Origin of the sequence: Paenibacillus sp. FSL H7-0735 (genome assembly GCF_038008505.1) — a bacterium.
GTDB classification, from domain to species: Bacteria; Bacillota; Bacilli; order Paenibacillales; family Paenibacillaceae; genus Paenibacillus_AQ; species Paenibacillus_AQ odorifer.
In genome coordinates this window covers 3,061,567-3,080,258 of the sequence record NZ_JBBOZH010000001.1, presented here as the reverse complement: position 1 = coordinate 3,080,258, position 18,692 = coordinate 3,061,567, and the positions used below count along the sequence as shown (strand labels likewise).

Genomic DNA, 18,692 nt, shown 5'->3' with positions numbered 1-18,692 from the left:
ACTTGATTATAAAACTTTAGTCTTTTGTTATCATTTCTTATGATACATTGAATCCGCTTACTTGTGCAAGGAGTTTTCTTGTTATTACATTTTATTTCAAGTTTTCAGGATTCAGACCTTCGAGTTCCGGCAACACAAAAATTCCATCCTTACGGATCAATACATCGTCAAAATAAATTTCTCCGCCGCCATAATCTGGACGTTGGATCAACACAAGATCCCAGTGAATGGAGGAGCGGTTACCGTTATCTGTAACATCATATGCTTGTCCTGGCGTAAAGTGCAGGCTGCCTGCGATTTTTTCGTCAAAAAGAATATCATTCATCGGGTGAAGAATGTAAGGGTTAAACCCGATAGCGAATTCGCCAATATGACGTGCGCCGTCATCTGAATTCAAAATCTCGTTCAAACGGGCGGAGTCATTGCTGGTGGCTTCAACAATTTTTCCGTTCTCGAATTTGAATTTGATATTTTCAAAGGTCACTCCATTATATACTGACGGTGCATTATAGCTGATCGTTCCATTTACAGAATCGCGAACTGGGGCGCTGTAAACCTCGCCATCCGGAATATTTTTTTGCCCGGAGCATTTCTCTGCACCGATTCCTTTAATCGAGAACTTAAGATCTGTTCCAGCACTCAAAATATGTACCTTATCCGTTCTGCGCATGAGATCAGCTAAAGCATCCTGAGCCTTGTCCATCTTGGCGTAATCCAAATTACACACTTCGAAATAAAAGTCTTCAAACGCTTCAGTGCTAATATTCGCAAGCTGAGCCATGCTCGCATTCGGATAACGCAGCACTACCCACTTCGTGTGCTTCACACGTTGTTCACTGTGCACTGGATGGGAGTACAACGAGTTATACAATTTCATATTTTCTTCAGGAACATCAGACAGGTCATTCACATTCTCACCTGCACGAATCCCGATATAACAATCCATTTGCTTCATCCGGTTCAAGTCAATTTCAGCCCATGTCTGAAGACTCTCACGAGTTGCGTATTTAAGCATGCTGCGCAGGACTGTACGATCTGTTAATTGTACAAAAGCATGACCGCCGGCCTTGCCGATTTCCTCTACAACTGCTTTAATTAAATCTCTTTCATTGCCAATCATTTCGACGAGCACGTTCTCGCCTGGCTGGACATTTACGGAATAACCGACTAGGTTAGCCGCCAGCTTTTGAATTCTGGGATCTTTCATTGTGTATTCTTCCTTCCTCTGTCTAAAAAATAAGCAAGCTTTTCTATTGTAGCACGCCCTGTATGGAGCGCAAGACCTGTAGGATAATGTGAAAATCAACGAAATCCTGAAAAATTCACCTGTGATACATAAGTTTCATTATCAGATTTATTCCCCGCTTCCGAGTAGGTAACCTTACGATTTAAGGTGAGCTTTCTCGGCAGATTATGTTTTGTATCAACGGTTAAATGGTAGACAGTCTCAACATTAGCTTGTTTCAGCTTTTGCTGTAACTCATTATTTTTCTTCTCCCACAGCTCCACTAAAGCTTGCGTAACCGCCTGATCGTTCTTTGTTATTTTTCCAGCCGAATCAGGTGTTTCAGGTCGAAGGTCTTGCATCTCTTTTTCCAATTCAGCAGTCAGCTGCTTTCTGGCCTCAGCAGGCGTCAGCTCGATCCGCAGCACATTTGTCCCTCTGCCTGCACCCGCATCTTCAGTCACATTAGCCTCCATGGATTGCAGCTCCTCCAGCTGTTTTAACGGATTAAGCAAAGCAAGCGGATTTCCGTCCTCAGATGAACCTTCAGTGGTCAACGCTACCCATTCCCCCTCTTTTTTCTCTAGCTGACTATGGAAAGCTTTCATAGAAGTGATGCCGCTTTTTAAATCTTTAGCGCTATTAGCAGCTTTTTTTGTGGATGAGGATTTATCAGGAAGCAGTGTATACAGATTGACCTTCTTATGGTCCTGTACTGTGCCTTCGTAAAATATCATGGATTCCGGAACGGTCTTTCCACCTTTTGTAAGCATGGTTGACCCTTTAAAAGTAACCCCATCGCTGCCCGTTATACCCGCTAACACCAAACTTAGATCTTTCTTGGCTGGTTTGTCTCTAATAACGCTGCAACCGCTGTTGAACACGCAGGACAAGGTAAAAATCATAAGAACTAACCCCTTTAGTAACAATGACTTTCTCACGGTCATCAGGCCTTTCTTGGAGTATTTTACTTTACAGCCCACTATAGGGTTCTCCCTTCCTGCGCGCCTTATACAGATGCAAATACGTTGCTGCTATCGTTTTCCATACATTGCTCTAACTTATGCGCGTTCGTCGCTTGCTTTCGAATGTCAGTACATACCACCTTCAGACTCACGAAGTTACCGCTGCCAGTCGCCGCACCGTTGTCGCTTTCGGACACAGTGAAGCTAGAATAAAAAGTGGACAGTAGTTAACAGACTGGCGATAATGAGTCCACGGAGGTGTGTTCACATGGGAGAACATCGACAACGGTATAACGAAGAATTTAAAAAACAGACAGTGCAGTTCATTCAAGAGCAAACAAAGACAGTGGGCGACTTGGCGGAAGAGCTCAACATCCCAAAAAGTACCCTGCATCAATGGATGAGCCAGTATCGAGAACTAAAGAATGAACCGGCAGCTAGCGTGGATCGAGTACGGGAACTCGAGGCACAGTTGAAAGAAATGAGCCGACAACTTCAAGAAAAAGATAACAAGATTGCTGATGTGGAAGAGGAATTAGCGATCGTAAAAAAAGCAGTGCACATCTTCAGCAAACCAAGGAACTGAGATTCCAGTTTATTGAAAAACATCGCTCCGAGTTTCTCTTGGAGAAGATGTGCATGACCCTACATGTGTCACGGAGCGGGTACTACAAGTGGCGGACAGAAAAAAACAGTACGCATATGCTTCGTAAGGCTGCGATAATGAAGCGAATTCAGTATCATTTTGCAGACCATCAAAAGCGGTATGGGAGTCCGAAGATCACCCGCCTGTTACATCAAGAAGGTTATACCGTTACCGAACGCACGGTGAGTGTGTACATGCGACATATGAAGCTTCGCTCCATTGTCTCCAAAACGTATCGCGTAAAGACCACCGACTCCAATCATGACCATCCGATTGCCCCAAATACGCTGAACCAGCAATTTAAAATACTCAAACCCAATTCAGTATGGGTTACCGACATTACATACATTCCTTGCCGGGGAGGGCGCTTGTACCTGGCTAGTGTGATGGACCTTTGCACGCGCGAAATCGTGGGGTGGCGCTTGGAGAACCATATGGAAACTAGCTTAATTTCGGGCGCCTTACAAGATGCTTACGAAGCTAAACAACCGGAAAAGGGTCTATTACATCACTCCGATAGAGGTTCTCAATATACTTCTCATGAATACACGAAGCAGTTGAAAGCGTATGGCATGGAGTCCAGCATGAGCCGCAGAGGTAACTGTTATGATAACGCCTGTATCGAGTCGTGGCACAGCATTTTGAAAAAGGAGCTCATTTATTGTAATCCACGATTCAAAACTAAGGAGCAAGCCTACCAGACACTTTTTCAATATATTGAGTTTTATTATAACCGCAAGCGAATGCATGGCGCGCTGGGGTATCTTTCTCCAGTTCGTTTTGCTGAGCAATTGACTAGAATGTCTGTTGCGTGACTGTCCACTTTCTTGACAGAGGTCCACAGCTGACCTTAATTACAGTATTTTGCGATATTTCGTATGCCAACGGACTCCATTGCAGCTATTGATCCGAAATGCGCCCGATATGCCCCTCTTATTAAGGAATAGCGTCTCCGGAGTCCGAAAACATGCTTCAATGGCTAAAATCACGCAAATAACATCATCTGAGTCCGATGCACGTTGGATGCTGTGGACGCAGATGAAACGCGAAGCTAACGTGCAACACAAAGAGCAGCATTTCTCCAATATCGGAGAACCGCTGCTCATGTGGGAGTCAGATACTGATTTATTAGCGTCGACCTATCTTAAATGTGCGTACATTTAAGATATAGACTCAATTAGGTAGTCGCAATCTTGTGCGCATACAAAGTCACCGTAAGCATGGAGCCATTATCAAATGTAATGCGGTGGTGCATAGGAACCTACTTCACTCTCACCTTCCTTTTTCAGAACTATTCAATGTGTCCATACATATTCGCTAATGAATCCGCGTGGTGTCGATAGTTAATGCGAGACTTACAGCGCCACAGTCCTGGCTAACTAAAGATATGCACAGTAACTCCATAACGGACACAACTGACCCTTAACGCAGCATTTCCCGATATTTCCCATACCAACGGACTCCAGCGCAGCTATTGACCTCAAAAACGCACAAAATGAGTCCTTTTCCAAACAATAGCGTCTCCGGAGTCCGAAACCATGCTTAAAAAGCTAAAATCACGCAAATAACGTCATCTGAGTCCGATGCATCGCAGCAGGATGATAGATACACAGTCGAAGCAGCCAGCCATCTGCCAAAACAAAAAGCAGCGACTCTCCAATAAGGGGAGAACCGCTGCTCTGCTATCTTTTTTTACTTATGAGGCAATCCCTTCACACCACTGCCATTCTCTTTAGTGTCAACGATCACCTGGTTACGCCCATTGTTCTTAGCTTTATACAGTGCCATATCCGCTCGATAGAACAGGGATTCCACGCTTACACGTTCGTCCATCCAGCTCCATTCTGCTATACCGCAGGACACTGTTACATTAGGTTCGGTTTCGTTCATCACCCGCTTGCGAATACGCTCAGCCACATTTACTGCTTGTTCTACTCCCATTAATGGTAAATAGACCGACAGTTCTTCTCCGCCCCACCTCGCAGCAATATCACCCTGTCGGATGGAGGACTTCACAATTTCACTGACCTCTTTTAAAATCTTGTCACCCTTTTGATGACCATAGGTATCATTCACCATCTTGAACTGATCGATATCCACAACGATTAAGCAACCGCAAAAATCTGTAGACTGCCGTTCCTTTATTTCTTCGTCCAGATAATGACGAGCATAAAGTCCAGTTAGGCTATCTCTGTTCGCTAGACGTCTAACTTCGGCATGCAGCCTTGCGTTCCCTACAGCAAGTCCAATATGCCCCGCCATCGCCTGAAGCAATCTGTAATTGTCATAAGAGAAATAATGGGCATCGCGATGCGCCAACATGATGGCACCACGCACTTCACCACCTACACTTAAAGGTGTGGCAATCAGCGACTGCGACCCGGTAGCATTCATTAAACGAGAAGTAGTGTTAGGATTATCTATGTAGTTAGACATGATTAATGATTCCCCAGTAGTATAGACCTTCCCGCCTAAACCTTGTCCTACTTCTAAAATTTCATTTTGCAAGGAGGAATGATTGCAAGCAATAACCTCTAGCCCGCCCTTTTCTTCGTTCATATGTAAAATACAGCAGTAGTCTGCGCCAAACATCTCTAACAGCTCTTCAAACGCAAATTGAAAAATATCCCCTAAACGCAAGCTCTGATTCAGCCGTTGTGTAAGTTCATTACTCATACGCAGCTCACGAATGAGCTGATTGGACCGTTCATACAGCTTGGCATTCTCAAAAGCAGTACCTGCGGTATCCGCCACCATCGAGAGAAACCGTAAATCTACATCCATAAAGATCGAGTTATCCATCACCATGTGGAATACGCCATAAACCCCTTGCTTCCCGCCTAGCGGAAGACCAATTTCTACAATGTGTTGATCTTCAGTATTGGTGTTCAGAGCAACACGGCCGTCTTTAAATGCTCTAGCGCAGACATCATCACTGGACATCTGAAACGGTAAAGGTTTGACCTGCGGATGAGTGCTGCGGTGATCTTGCGACATAAACAGCTCAAGCCTGGCACCAGGGTACATTGCAGAAATGCTATCTATAACCTCCGTAAGCACGGCGTTCACATCAATATTGTCATGCATCCGCTGAACGATCTGAAATAACAAGGAGCGGCGATTGCTCTCACGTTCAGCATGTAGATGAACACTCGCAAGATCAGTTACAAAAATATGTTCAAACTTATGATAGAAAATGGTCCGGTACTGCAACGATATAGCCTCAGCAGTATCTCGTCCACCCATTAAATATTGTTGTGTCGGCATAGCACAGCCCAGGAAAGCAAAAATTTCTTTGTCAACGCGAGTGATGAGCGGTATAGTAAAAAAGCTCATATCCTGACCTTGCACCGTCAGTTGAACAGATGAGGTTGTGCCGGAAAGTAAACTAGCTGCCGCCGCCTGCTCCCATTGGTGCCTCCATCGTTCTTGCTGATCGGCAATATTAGCAAAATATCTGCCTTCAAAATTCAGTACACACCAATCCCATGATTTAGCGAACGGTAGAGCCTCTAGCCCATCGATCCATTCCTCGAAGCTGTCTGCAATCAGATTGGCCAAATATGGGAAGTCATGGGACACTATTTCCGTTTCCCTAAGCCAGGCGGTGGGATCTTCGGAATCTCTACTAGCGTGCAATTTGTCCTGTATCAGCATACGACTGTCTTTATAAGCGTATGCTTTCTGTTCTGACATAACGAAGATCCCCTTTGCTTCTCAATTAAGAAAAAAAACCTTCCCAATTAACATCTAATTAACTATATTTTACTCCCTTTCTTTGTGTATTGCATTATATTTTCCTTATTTCCGGGATTTTTTTTAGGACCAAAGAACTAACGACAAAGAATGACAAAAACTCTTTTAATATGCGCTTGACTTTATATACTACTTTCATATAATATTTATTGTTGAACAAGACTGTAACAAGTCTTACTTGGGCGTAACGTTGTGTCACCCTCACGCATTTCGTTACTGCCAGGGCAGCGGCTGAACTTCCCTGGTAGTGTGGAAGCCAATAATGCTAATCACGGATACGAAATGCGGCGCAAATAGAGCCCTAACCTGAAATTTCAAATATAAAGGAGTCTACTATAACATGGCACGTTACACCGGACCTAAATTCAAACTCAGCCGCCGTCTGGGCATTTCCCTTAGCGGTACAGGCAAAGACCTGAAACGCCCTTTCCCACCAGGACAACACGGCGCTAACCAACGCAGAAAAGTAAGTAACTACGGAATGCAGCTTTTGGAAAAACAAAAACTGCGTCACATGTACGGCTTGGGAGAGAAACAATTCCGTACTCTCTTCGCTAAAGCACAAAAACTTCCAGGTCTTGCGGGCGAAAACTTCATGTTCTTGCTTGAAAGCCGCTTGGACAACCTAGTTTACCGTCTTGGATTTGCTAACTCCCGTGCTGGAGCACGTCAGTTGGTATCCCACGGACACGTAACTGTAAACGGCAAAAAAGTCGACATCGCTTCTTACCGTGTAAGCTTGGGCGACGTTATCGGCCTTCGCGAGAAGAGCCAAGGCATGGCTTCCATCAAAGAAGCTCTTGCTAACCGTAACCACCTTCCAGCTTACCTGGAATATGCTGAAGGATCTTTCGAAGGTAAATATATCCGTTTGCCAGAACGTTCCGAGCTTTCCCAGGATATCGATGAGAAACAAATCGTCGAGTTCTACAACCGTTAATATCTCGCTTTTAGCGGGTATGACCGAAGCCTCCGGATTAATCCGGGGGCTTTTTGTTATGTCTATATTCTAAATTCCAAGCCGTTTGTTGCCTATTACACTTTCGCAAATCATACCCTAAATTACTTTATTTATAATTTTTGCACAAAAGTCGAATCTTAAGACCATGAGAATCAGGTAGAAGCGCATTCAAAAACGCCAATTTATGCTATAATAATTCCGTTAAAAGGAGGAATTATCGTCGATGGCTCAAGAGAACAAGAAAAAAAAAGCTAAGAAGCCTTCACCCCGCAGATCCGCCCTAAGCAGGTTCGGTTCTGTAGTTAAGTGGATGTTTATTCTTGGAATAATAGGCGTTCTATTTGCCGGTGGTGCTGTAGCAGGCTATGTCGCTTCCATTGTGAAGGATGAACCTGTTCGCTCCGAAGAAATGATTCAGCAGCAGGTCAGTCAAAATGCGATCACCGGATTCGCTTATTTCCGAGACGGCGCACCGATCGGCCAGCTTCGGACAGAAGAAGACCGAAGGCTCATTGAATTCAACGATATCCCCCAGCTTATTATCGATGCAGTTCTCGCAATAGAGGACAATAATTTTAATGAGCATAATGGCGTGGATTTCAAAGGCACCTTGCGTGCCGTCAAACAAAAGCTTCTCAATGAATCCGTTCAGACCGGAGGCAGTACACTCACCCAGCAGCTCGCAAGACGTGTATTCCTGAATCTGGATCGGACAGAAGATCGTAAAGTAAAAGAAATTCTACTTTCTCTTAGATTGGAACGCTTCTTGACCAAGCAAGAAATATTAACGGCTTATCTAAATAAGGTTCCTTTCGGCAATGGTTCGAATGGCTACAATGTTTTCGGGATTAAAGCAGCAGCCAAGGGGATATTCGGTCTAGACGATCTGGACAAATTGAATGTCGCTCAAGCAGCGTATTTGGCTGGTCTTCCGCAGCTCCCTTCTGCTTATTCTGCATTTAATGGCATAGGTGAATTCAACGAAAAAGCTTTCAACAGAGCTATGGACCGTCAACATCTTGTACTTCGTCGTATGCTTGAGGAGAATAAGATCACTACCTCTCAATATGATGAAGCCCTTAAATTTGATATCAAGAGTTCTCTGGCGCCACATACCAAAAAAGCCTATGCTACATATCCATACCTGATGATGGAGACTGAGCGTAAAGCATCCGAGATCCTTCTATCATTGAATGAAGAGAAAAATGGCACAACGGATGCCAATAGCACTACTGACAATGCCGTGTTACTTGAAGAAGCAAGACAGCAGCTCATGACCGGCGGTTATCGAGTCTACACAACTATTGATAAAAAAGTTTACAATGCAATGCATAGTGTCTCAGAAGACAGCAATAATTTTACTAAAGACAGCAAAACCAAAGGTATGGAACAGACGGCTGGCATGTTAATTGATAACAAAACGGGAGCCATTCTCGGCATGATTGAGGGCCGCGACTTCAATATTGAGCAGATGAATTATGCTACCCAAATGATCCGTCAGCCCGGATCGACTATGAAGCCAATTTCAGCTTATTTACCAGCCTTAGATGCAGGGCTGATTCAGCCTGCCGGGATTGTGGATGACGCGCCAATTATTCTAAAAGACGGCGGAAAAGGATTCCATATTCCCAAGAATGCCAATAACCGCTATCAAGGTCTGGTCACTGCCCGTTACGCACTTAACAAATCGCTCAACTTGCCTGCGCTTAAGCTGTTTAATGAAAAGGTCGGAATAGAGAAATCTTGGGCCTTTACTAAAAAGCTGGGGATCACCACCCTCACAGATGATGATTACAGCGCGCAGACTGGGGTTATAGGCGGTCTCAAATACGGTGTATCCGTAGAAGAGTTAACCAATGCCTATTCCGCTATCGGCAACCAGGGAGCCTTTAATGATGCCTACATGATTGAGAAAATCGTCAATTCAGAGGGCAAAATTATCTATCAGCACAAGGTTAATCCTGAGCAAGTATTCTCTAAGCAAACAGCTTACCTAATGACAGATATGCTGCGAACTGTAATTACAGAGGGTACAGCCAGCACCGTAAAAAGAGCATACAAACACTCTAAAGAAATTCCGATTGTCGGTAAGACTGGATCTACCCAGAATTATGGGGACGTATGGTTTATGGGCTACACTCCTGATGTCACATTGGGAATGTGGGTCGGTTACAAAGAGCAAATCAACACCCTTACGGGAGATACACAAAAACGTCAAGCCCAAACATTATGGGCAAAAGTATTGAATGCTGTCATTGATAAGCAGCCGGAACTATTCGTCACAGACAAATTTGCACAGCCTGAAGGAATTATCAAAAAGACAGTTTCAGCATATAGCGGCAAACTGCCAACATCTCTGACTGATAAATTCACAACGGATATATTTAATACAAAATATGTGCCAAAAGAGAGCGACGACGGGATTTCCAAAGCCAAGTATATTACTTACAAAGGCGTCAATTATATCCCGTTGGAAGGTACTCCAGAGGAGTTCCTAAAGGAAAAAATCGTCGTTAAACGTGAGAAGCCGATACAGGAACTCGTCAAAGAACTCCTGGCTGCCTTCCCTAAGATGAAGGATCATAAATCACTGGAGTATTATATGCCAGCCGATGCCAAGACGGATTTCCCAACAGAAGTTGATCCACGAGTGGACGACGGGGCTTCCCCTGCTGCTCCTGGAAATGTTAACGTCTCTTATAGCACTGGTAAAGCGGTCATCAGCTTCTCCGCTAGCAGCTCGGCAGATGTTGTGGGATACCGCTTATATCGTTCATTAAATGGAGGTTCTTTCCAAAAGCAATCTATACTCATGGCAGATGAGAACAAGGTATTCACGCCGGGTACACCGGCAAGTGCTAATGCAACCTTCTATGTAACCGCCGTGGATGTTGCAGGTAATGAGACGGCTTCTGGCAGCGTTGCTGGAGGGATTACACCAACACCAGAAGCAACTCCTACACCTGATCAACAACCTGGCACAGAGCCGCCTACAGAGCCTGAGACGACACCAGGAGACATTATTGAGGATCCAGGTAACATTCTCCCGCTACCGACGGAAACACCAGCCGGTGGAGGTAACAGTACTGGGGGCAGTAATAATCCCACAGCAGGTAATAATACAGGGACACGTTAGCCCAAAGATTAATAAATAACTTTACACAGCAAAACACCGTTCCCATGGATTCATCCGGGAACGGTGTTTTTTTACAATTCATTCTAATCCTCAATCGTGGATAGATCTCCTGTCGGAAGATGCAGCTCCCATGCCTTCAGTACACGCCGCATGATTTTACCTGATCGTGTCTTCGGTAGTTTATCCTTAAACTCGATTTCTCGCGGCGCAGCATGTGCAGACAGGCCTGCTTTGACAAAAGCGGCGATCTCCTCTTTCAGAGCAGCAGTTGGAGTATAACCTTCTCTAAGCGAGATAAAAGCCTTAATAATCTCACCCCGCACAAGATCCGGTTTGCCGATTACACCCGCTTCTGCCACTGCCGGATGTTCCACTAATTTGCTCTCCACTTCAAATGGCCCAATACGCTCACCAGAAGAGTTGATAACATCATCAATTCGTCCCTGAAACCAGAAATATCCTTCGTCATCCATATAAGCGGAATCGCCAGAAATGTACCAGCCAGGAATCCGGAAATATTCCTCATACTTCGTCTGATTGTTCCAGATCGTTTTCATCATGGACGGCCACGGAGTTTTTATCGCAAGATTCCCCATAGAGAACGGCGGAAGAACATTTCCCCGATCATCCAGAATCGCTGCTTCAATCCCCGGTAACGGACGGCCCATTGAGCCTGGTTTGATATCCATTGCCGGATAATTACAAATCAATTGTGCCCCTGTTTCAGTCATCCACCAAGTATCATGTATACGCTGATTGTAAAATTTATCTCCCCAACGCACCACTTCCGGATTTAACGGTTCACCAACCGATAGAACATGGCGCAAACTGCTTAAATCAATCCCCTGTAAAGAGTGCTCCCCTGCACCCATCAACATACGAAAAGCTGTAGGTGCGCTGTACCATACAGATACCTTATTCCGTTCGATTGTCTTATACCAATCCTGAGGACTAAAGCGACCGCCTCTGACTACATTCGTTACGCCGTTTAACCAAGGGGCAAATATCCCATATGAAGTTCCTGTCACCCAGCCAGGATCTGCCGTACACCAGTATATATCGTCTTGACGTAGATCTAGCACTACTCTACCTGTATAATAATGTTGAATCATTGCTCTATGCACATGATAAACGCCCTTGGGCTTACCTGTAGAACCAGATGTATAATGCATAATAAGGCCATCGTCCAAATCAAGCCATTCTAAATTAAGATCAGCTGAAACGTTAGCCATCTCTTCTGCGAATCCTAAGTTTCCTTGCTCAATATCTGTTGCTCCACCTACTAGAAAAATATGACGAAGCTCCGGAAGCTCTTCTCGTTTGACCCGATGCAGCAATTCAGGCGTAGTTACCAACGCAACGGCTCCACTATCCTCCAAACGATCCTTAACTGCTGTTTCCATGAAGGCTTCGAACAAGGGTCCTGCTATGGCTCCGATTTTGAGAATACCTAGCAGACTGAAATACAGTTCCGGTTGGCGAGGCATAAAAATAAATACCCTATCTCCTTTACCGATGCCATATTTACGCAATACATTTCCGAACCGATTCGACCGTTCCTGCAGATCGGTAAATGTATAGGATTCTTCCCGTACAGTGTCACTGTAGAGTAGGGCCGTTGCCGCTCCCCGCCCTTCATCAACATGGCGATCAACGGCTTCATAGGCCATATTAACCTTGCCGGTTTCATACCATGAGAAATTACGTTCAACATCCTCCCACTCAAAATTGGCTACTGCCTCCGCATAATCAGACATATTGGAGCTCTGCACACGACCCGGCAAAATTTCGCTATGGACTTGACCCATCACTCTTGCCTCCCTCACTCGTTTGATTTAAGCTTTAAGGGTAAGACTCATGTTTTAAATAATGATGTCAATGCAGTGAATGTGAATTTTTTATGTCTGAATTAGTATACCATAGCAAGCGTTTACATACCATTTTTTTGATCTGAAAGGAGCACTGTCATGGAGCATCGCAAAATCCCTATTTCCCATACTCTCTCCTATATGGGTAGAACGATAACTGTGAGCGGACCCCGATCTCCTGAGGACCTTGAAGCCCTGCATATGCATCAGGATCTAGATGCTTTTCGCAGGCCATTAGAGCAGCAAGAGGCGCTCGTAGAGATCGCCAGCTTGCCAGAAGGCCGTGTGATTACTGCGGTAGAGAATGATGTCATAGTGGGCTATGTGACCTTCCATTATCCAGATGAAATGGAGTTATGGTCACAGGGTGGGATGGAGGATCTTATTGAGCTTGGAGCGATAGAGGTGAGTAATGATTATAGAGGGGCCGGACTAGGCCGGCTGCTGATTTCTACTGCTTTTGAACGGGAGCAATTAGAGAATTGTATTGTTTTTACAACAGAGTATTATTGGCACTGGGATTTAAAAGGCAGTGGGCTGGACGTGTGGGCCTATCGCCAAATGATGGAACGCCTGATGAAGACCGTTAATATGGTTTGGTATGCTACGGATGATCCGGAAATCTGCTCACATCCCGCTAACTGCCTAATGGTTCGCATTGGACAAGAGGTGCCCATGTCCTCTCAGGAGACCTTTGACAGAGTACGTTTTAGACAACGTTTCATGTATTGAGCATTAAATATGCTGCAGCATAAATTCTAATATGGAATGCGAGCGTTGTGAAGATTGTACTGTAAATTCTCTGAAATTCACCTCAGCTGATCCATCAGACTTATCTGACATCGAGCGAATGATGACAAAGGGCGTGGCGTTCATATGACAGACTTGGGCAACCGCCGCCCCTTCCATTTCCACACAAGCTCCATCCATTTGCTCTCTTAATTCAGCTACCATCTCCGCATTAGAAATGAATTGATCACCAGATAACACTTTGCCTATCAAGTACTTTTGACCTAACTCATTGCATGCCTTCTCAGCAAGCTGTACTAACGCAGGGTCTGCCTGGAAGACGGAAGTCTCCTGATAAGGAATTTCGCCTCTTGCGAACCCAAGCCCCGTAGCATCCATGTCATGTTGTACACATGTAGACGATATAACAATATCTCCAATATTCAATTCAGGATGTACAGCACCAGCAACCCCCGTAAACAGCACACGGGATACGCCAAAATTATCAATTAGAAGCTGAGTCGTAACTGCTGCATTTACTTTACCCACCCCAGATTTACAGAGCACTACGGATTTGCCTAATATATTTCCTATGTAATATTGTATACCTGCTTTAACTTTTGTCCGCTTGTCCTCCATGCCTTCTAGAAGCAGCTTAATTTCTTCATCCATCGCTCCGATTAATCCGATGATTTCACTCACAGCAAATGCCTCCTTTGATGATTTGTTTAATAAATAAAAACATAAAAAGCTCCATAAGGAGCTTTTTACGGAATAACTGTTCAGTTCTTAAATTACTTATTCAGATGATTAACCGACAAGCGGAGAATCGTTTCATGAGGCAGGATAACCCGCGGATTCTCAACGGTTTCTTTCTTCATAAGCTTGGTCAAAAGTCTCATCGCAACCGCGCCCAAATCGTACATAGGCTGAGCTACGGTTGTCAGCAAAGGACGAACCATCGAAGCCATACGAATGTTATCCACACTAATAATGGAGAAATCATCCGGTACCTTCAGACCTTCATCTTGAATACTGTGAATGGCGCCAATAGCCATTTCATCCGTTGCCGCAAAAATAGCGGTTGGTTTCTTCTTGAGTCCAAGGAAATACTTCATTGCTTCTACACCAGATTCATAGCGGTAGTTACCGATGCGTACCAAATCCTCTTGGTACTCGATTCCTGCCTGTTCCAGTGCTTTCTTGTAACCATGGAAACGTGCATATCCATTTGCAGGATCCTGCAGTGTGCCACTGATCATAGCAATCTCACGATGACCGTGACGAATCAATGTGTTCACAGCATCAAAAGCAGCGGTTTCATGATCGATGTCAACGGAAGGATAAGTTCCCTTCTCATCCCGTGTAGCACATAGAACAATCGGAACTGCAGAAGTCTGGAAAGCTTGAATATGTTCGTCAGTTACTGTACCCCCCATGAAGAGCAGACCATCGACCTGTTTCTCCAAAAGGGTATTAATGACACGAATTTCTTTCTCTTTACGCTTATCCGCGTTACACAATATGATATTGTAATGATACATGTTCGCGATATCTTCAATCCCGCGTGCAATTTCTGCAAAAATCGAGTTTGAAATATCAGGGATGACAACCCCAACGGTTGTCGTTTTCTTACTGGCAAGACCTCTTGCCACGGCATTGGGACGATATCCCAAACGTTCAATCGCTTCAAAAACTTTCTTCCGGGTCTGCGGTTTCACGTTAGGGTTATTATTCACAACCCGTGATACCGTAGCCATAGATACGCCTGCTTCTCGAGCTACATCGTAAATGGTTACCGTCAAATTACTCTCTCCATTGCGATAAATTTTATCGTTCGACTAATTAAAAATATGATACGACACTTTGTACATTTGTGCAATGATAACGCTTCATTTTCCTTTCAAAATTTCTTTCAAGGCTGAAAACGTCACCCTGGATTAAAATTGTGACCAGTGCTGGTTAACCTGTCCAAGAGCATCAATAATGTAACTTCTATCTATCGTAACAAAAAGTGAGTGAAAAATCCAACATTCCGTGAAAAATTTTCATTATTTTCACACAATTTTTTTATAATCTTCATTTTCAGTCATTTGGAAGGATAATTGAGACAATCTTCGACTAGTTTCTTCCATCCAATGCTGGTCTGACAGCTTCTCAGCTAAACGATAGATATCGAGAAGCATATCGACTCGGGTCTGAATCCTCTCTCGGATTATCGTCTCTAGTTCTAATATTCCCCCTATTATAGTTTCTGACAAGGATTCTTTTAATACACTGGCCAATTCATTTCTCTCCGTAAACAAAAAATCTTTTCCCGGATCATCTCCACTGAGTTCTTTTACTAATTTGCCTAGATCTGCTTTAATAAACTGCAAAGGTTCATAACTAGCGCATTCTGGGCAGGTATAGACAGGAACATGCGTAATCTTCATCTTCGTATTAAAAATCAAAGAATGCATATGTAAGTTCATGAGGCCACCACAACTGCACAACTTCTCCATCAAATTATCTTTATACATCTTCTACACCTCTTGCACAAAATTAATAAAGCACAAAGTTTGACTTTTTCAACTTCTATATTCGACTCTACTCGATTAAAACCCTCCTTTATTGCATATAATGATTAAATTGGCAATTTGTCTATAATTTACATCCCTAAAGATGACTTCATATTTTAAATTTGATAGAATAATGAAAGAATCATGGGAATCGAAAGGAGCTTAACTAAATGAGACTAGCCGGTAAAAAGGTGATAGCACTCGTAGACGATGAATTTGAAGATTTGGAGCTCTGGTATCCCGTGTATCGGGTGAGAGAAGAAGGTGCCGAGGTTCACTTGGCAGGTCTGGAAAAAAATAAGACGTACGTCGGTAAATATGGCGTACCTGCTAAAGCAGAATACTCCTGGGACGAGCTTAATGCCGCAGATTATGATGGGATTTTGGTTCCAGGCGGCTGGGCTCCTGATAAAATCCGTAGATACAGTGCCGTTCTAAAGCTAGTACAGGATTTTAATGCGGCTAAAAAACCAATTGGGCAGATCTGCCATGCAGGCTGGGTATTAATTTCTGCTAAAATTCTGGAAGGTGTAACCGTCACCTCCACGCCGGGCATCCGTGATGACATGGAGAATGCCGGAGCCATCTGGAAGGATGAGGCTGTAGTTACGGATGGACATATCATTTCCGCTCGCCGCCCGCCAGATCTTCCGCCATACGGCAAAGCCTTTTGCGATGCACTTGCTGGGGAATAAACAATAGGTATAGTTTAAAATCAAACAAGCCCTGTTTCTCACAATTTGAGGAGCAGGGCTTTTGATTTGAGGCGTTTAAAATTCCAAATTATTACCTGATCCGCATAGAATCCGTCTCCATGATCATATTTGGATAATTTGTAAACCTAAAGGTCAAAGGTTGAGGCAGCTTTTCTTTACCCACGTTAAGAAAATAAGTTATTGTAGTTCCCTTAGCATCCTCACGGTATTCTCTATATCTAGAATAACCCTCAGAATCATGTACAAGCCAATGTCCGCTTCCAGTGCTATCCACGAAATTATCGTCTATCCCAAAATCGGTTGCTTCATGCAATTCCTCAACTTTTTTGGGAATCAATAAATCCAATACTATAATCCCCTGCTCTTCGTCCGCGGTCCGTTTGGAAATCGAGAGAGAGTTATCCGGTGCCTTTAAAATCTGCTGCGTTTCCGTGTTAATCACAAGCTCGACCTCTGATTGATCTAGAGCAGAGATTCCTTCAACTTCAAGTTTGATTGGATCATTAGGTCTCATATTGTCATTGTGGTAAATATTCGATCCACTTGCCCGCATTAGTTCCTCTTGATGATCCCCTTTTCCGAGGACAAGCTTAGGTGAAAGCAAACTAAAAATCCTCATTGTATTCTCTCTGCCAAAGGTTTCCCGCATATAAATACCCGTAGGTCCAATATAAACCTGATCCATTATAATTTTCTGTCCACCGATAGACAGACTATCCTTCAAATCAACAAGTTCTCCTTGAAAATAATTGTTATCGGCTTCCAGTGGAATTTTGACACCCATTTCTTTTATATCCTTGTTATTAAAAACTTGACTAAGAGCATCTGGAAAAAGCGATAATGTGATATTCAACTCCTCTGGTATCTCATCCTGATATTTATCCCAGACGATTTGCTCATACATACGAGTCGTCCCAGGGGACCCAACCTCTTGTGCATTAGAAGTGCTAAACCCGCTGTATCCACTAAGGTGGTATTTATCCTCTGGAGTCTTTTTCAAAGACAAGCCAAAAAGACGCATCTTCTGATCCGTATTATTCTGGATTGTATAAAGCACTGCAATGCCTCTTCGGTCTGCAATGATTCCGTTAACAGTCCATGTTATCCCATCCACCTCAGAAGAAGAGATACTTACCTCCTTCATCATCCCTGCATCAAGTGCTGATTTAATCGTCAGATTATTAGCAATAACGGGTCTAAACACTTCAAGCTGGCCCCAGCTTTTTGGAGGTAATTGTGCACGTACGGGATTTATCATCTGATTTGCCCAAGGCACAATTATAAGTAAGGCGAATACCAAGACCACCAATACAACAACAGCGTACCTTTTACTAAAAGACAAACGTGTACGGTTCCCTTGCTGCATCCCCCTGCGGATCGCAGTGTCCAGTTTTACATCCAAAATTTCTTCTGCCTCCGCATCGATTTTCTGAAAATAATCCTTAAGCAGCTTTTCTTCAGACTCAGCCATAAAATAGCTCCCCCTTCCGCTTCATTTTGTCACGCAATTGTTTTAATCCTTTATTCAGCCATGTCTTCACTGTGCCCTCTGGTTTATCCAGCACCTCTGCAATTTCGGCAAGGGTCATATCCTTGTAATATTTGAGCACCAGCACTTGGCGATATTTGGGTTTCACTCCATCCAGCGCTTGTTCCATGTCCAGTCTGCGGTCACTTTTCATCTCCATGATTCCCTCATCACTTCGAGCAGCTTCTGCGACTGTGTTCCTCTTTCGGCGCTTCAGCTCATCATTACAGCAATTAATCAAAATACGTGTTAACCAAGGAGCGAACCGCTCCGCGTCTTTTAAGCTCTTTCGTTTAATCCATGCGCGGCAGGTTGCCTCCTGCAAAACCTCCAGCGAATCCGCTTCATTTCGCAAATAGCTGTAGGCAATGCTATAAAGTTTTCTTTTCTGTCCAGCCACTTGCTCATAAAACAGCTCTTCGTCCGTAGCGGCCATGTCCATTTCATCATTTATAATGTGATCCATTTTCGGCCTGTCTCCCCCCTTGCCTTTATTCCTAAATCGGTTCTGTGTAACTCTCTCTATGTATTGACTGCGCTGCAGGGTAAACGGTTTTGTTTTTTTTAAAGTATGTCATAAATATAGAAAAAGGCTCGGCAA

At 43.9% G+C, this 18,692-nt stretch carries 16 protein-coding genes; 7 read left to right on the top strand and 9 right to left on the bottom strand.

From position 1 onward, the window contains the following. Positions 1–91 precede the first annotated feature (91 nt). Positions 92–1,207 (bottom strand): aminopeptidase, encoded by a 1,116-nt coding sequence (locus tag NSS82_RS13860; protein ID WP_036686152.1) that lies wholly within the window; start codon positions 1,205–1,207, stop codon positions 92–94. A 95-nt stretch (positions 1,208–1,302) separates the two neighbouring features. Next, entirely contained in the window at positions 1,303–2,130 is an 828-nt protein-coding gene (locus tag NSS82_RS13855; RefSeq protein ID WP_036686151.1) for a hypothetical protein, read from the bottom strand. Positions 2,131–2,458: 328 nt separating this feature from the next. On the opposite strand from NSS82_RS13855, the gene NSS82_RS13850 reads away from it, so the two are divergent. The 3 genes from NSS82_RS13850 (at position 2,459) to NSS82_RS13840 (ending at position 4,000) form a co-directional block, all read left to right on the top strand. Beyond that, entirely contained in the window at positions 2,459–2,776 is a 318-nt protein-coding gene (locus tag NSS82_RS13850) for a transposase (RefSeq protein WP_036683594.1), read from the top strand. Next, on the top strand, positions 2,725–3,651 hold the full coding sequence (locus NSS82_RS13845) for an IS3 family transposase (protein WP_341109918.1): 927 nt from the start codon (positions 2,725–2,727) through the stop codon (positions 3,649–3,651). The genes NSS82_RS13850 and NSS82_RS13845 overlap by 52 nt, the downstream gene beginning before the upstream one ends. Before the next feature lie 160 nt (positions 3,652–3,811). Continuing rightward, complete coding sequence (locus NSS82_RS13840) at positions 3,812–4,000, top strand: hypothetical protein (protein ID WP_076099564.1); 189 nt, start codon at positions 3,812–3,814, stop codon at positions 3,998–4,000. Positions 4,001–4,528: 528 nt separating this feature from the next. On the opposite strand, the gene NSS82_RS13835 is transcribed toward NSS82_RS13840, so the two are convergent. Then, a complete protein-coding gene (locus tag NSS82_RS13835; protein ID WP_076099563.1) occupies positions 4,529–6,532 on the bottom strand; it encodes a sensor domain-containing diguanylate cyclase in 2,004 nt (667 codons plus the stop codon). Between the two features lie 400 nt (positions 6,533–6,932). Here NSS82_RS13835 and rpsD point away from each other — a divergent pair, with 400 nt between their 5' ends. Continuing rightward, entirely contained in the window at positions 6,933–7,532 is a 600-nt protein-coding gene (gene rpsD / locus NSS82_RS13830; RefSeq protein WP_036686147.1) for a 30S ribosomal protein S4, read from the top strand. Positions 7,533–7,776: 244 nt separating this feature from the next. Next, positions 7,777–10,689: a transglycosylase domain-containing protein gene (locus tag NSS82_RS13825; RefSeq protein ID WP_076273619.1), complete on the top strand. Its 2,913-nt coding sequence runs from the start codon at positions 7,777–7,779 to the stop codon at positions 10,687–10,689. An 83-nt stretch (positions 10,690–10,772) separates the two neighbouring features. Here NSS82_RS13825 and acsA read toward each other — a convergent pair whose 3' ends face one another. After that, positions 10,773–12,497 (bottom strand): acetate--CoA ligase, encoded by a 1,725-nt coding sequence (gene acsA / locus NSS82_RS13820; RefSeq protein WP_036686145.1) that lies wholly within the window; start codon positions 12,495–12,497, stop codon positions 10,773–10,775. A 159-nt stretch (positions 12,498–12,656) separates the two neighbouring features. Here acsA and NSS82_RS13815 point away from each other — a divergent pair, with 159 nt between their 5' ends. Then, a complete protein-coding gene (locus tag NSS82_RS13815; protein ID WP_036686143.1) occupies positions 12,657–13,289 on the top strand; it encodes a GNAT family N-acetyltransferase in 633 nt (210 codons plus the stop codon). 3 nt (positions 13,290–13,292) lie between these two features. On the opposite strand, the gene NSS82_RS13810 is transcribed toward NSS82_RS13815, so the two are convergent. The 3 genes from NSS82_RS13810 to NSS82_RS13800 all read right to left on the bottom strand — a co-directional run bounded on the left by NSS82_RS13810 (position 13,293) and on the right by NSS82_RS13800 (position 15,808). After that, positions 13,293–13,988 carry a 5'-methylthioadenosine/adenosylhomocysteine nucleosidase gene (locus tag NSS82_RS13810; protein ID WP_036686141.1) on the bottom strand — a complete coding sequence of 232 codons (696 nt, stop codon included), beginning with the start codon at positions 13,986–13,988 and terminating at the stop codon, positions 13,293–13,295. Between the two features lie 92 nt (positions 13,989–14,080). After that, complete coding sequence (gene ccpA, locus NSS82_RS13805) at positions 14,081–15,091, bottom strand: catabolite control protein A (RefSeq protein WP_036686140.1); 1,011 nt, start codon at positions 15,089–15,091, stop codon at positions 14,081–14,083. A gap of 252 nt (positions 15,092–15,343) precedes the next feature. Further along, positions 15,344–15,808, bottom strand: coding sequence for a hypothetical protein (locus NSS82_RS13800; RefSeq protein ID WP_076273618.1), 465 nt, complete (start codon positions 15,806–15,808; stop codon positions 15,344–15,346). 209 nt (positions 15,809–16,017) lie between these two features. Between NSS82_RS13800 and NSS82_RS13795 the strand changes: the two genes are divergently transcribed. Then, on the top strand, positions 16,018–16,542 hold the full coding sequence (locus NSS82_RS13795) for a type 1 glutamine amidotransferase domain-containing protein (RefSeq protein WP_036686137.1): 525 nt from the start codon (positions 16,018–16,020) through the stop codon (positions 16,540–16,542). Between the two features lie 91 nt (positions 16,543–16,633). Here NSS82_RS13795 and NSS82_RS13790 read toward each other — a convergent pair whose 3' ends face one another. Both NSS82_RS13790 and NSS82_RS13785 read right to left on the bottom strand, forming a co-directional pair. Next, on the bottom strand, positions 16,634–18,034 hold the full coding sequence (locus tag NSS82_RS13790) for a DUF4179 domain-containing protein (RefSeq protein ID WP_076273617.1): 1,401 nt from the start codon (positions 18,032–18,034) through the stop codon (positions 16,634–16,636). Further along, positions 18,027–18,557 carry a sigma-70 family RNA polymerase sigma factor gene (locus NSS82_RS13785; RefSeq protein WP_143758627.1) on the bottom strand — a complete coding sequence of 177 codons (531 nt, stop codon included), beginning with the start codon at positions 18,555–18,557 and terminating at the stop codon, positions 18,027–18,029. Before NSS82_RS13785 ends, NSS82_RS13790 begins: the two co-directional genes overlap by 8 nt. Positions 18,558–18,692: the final 135 nt, after the last annotated feature.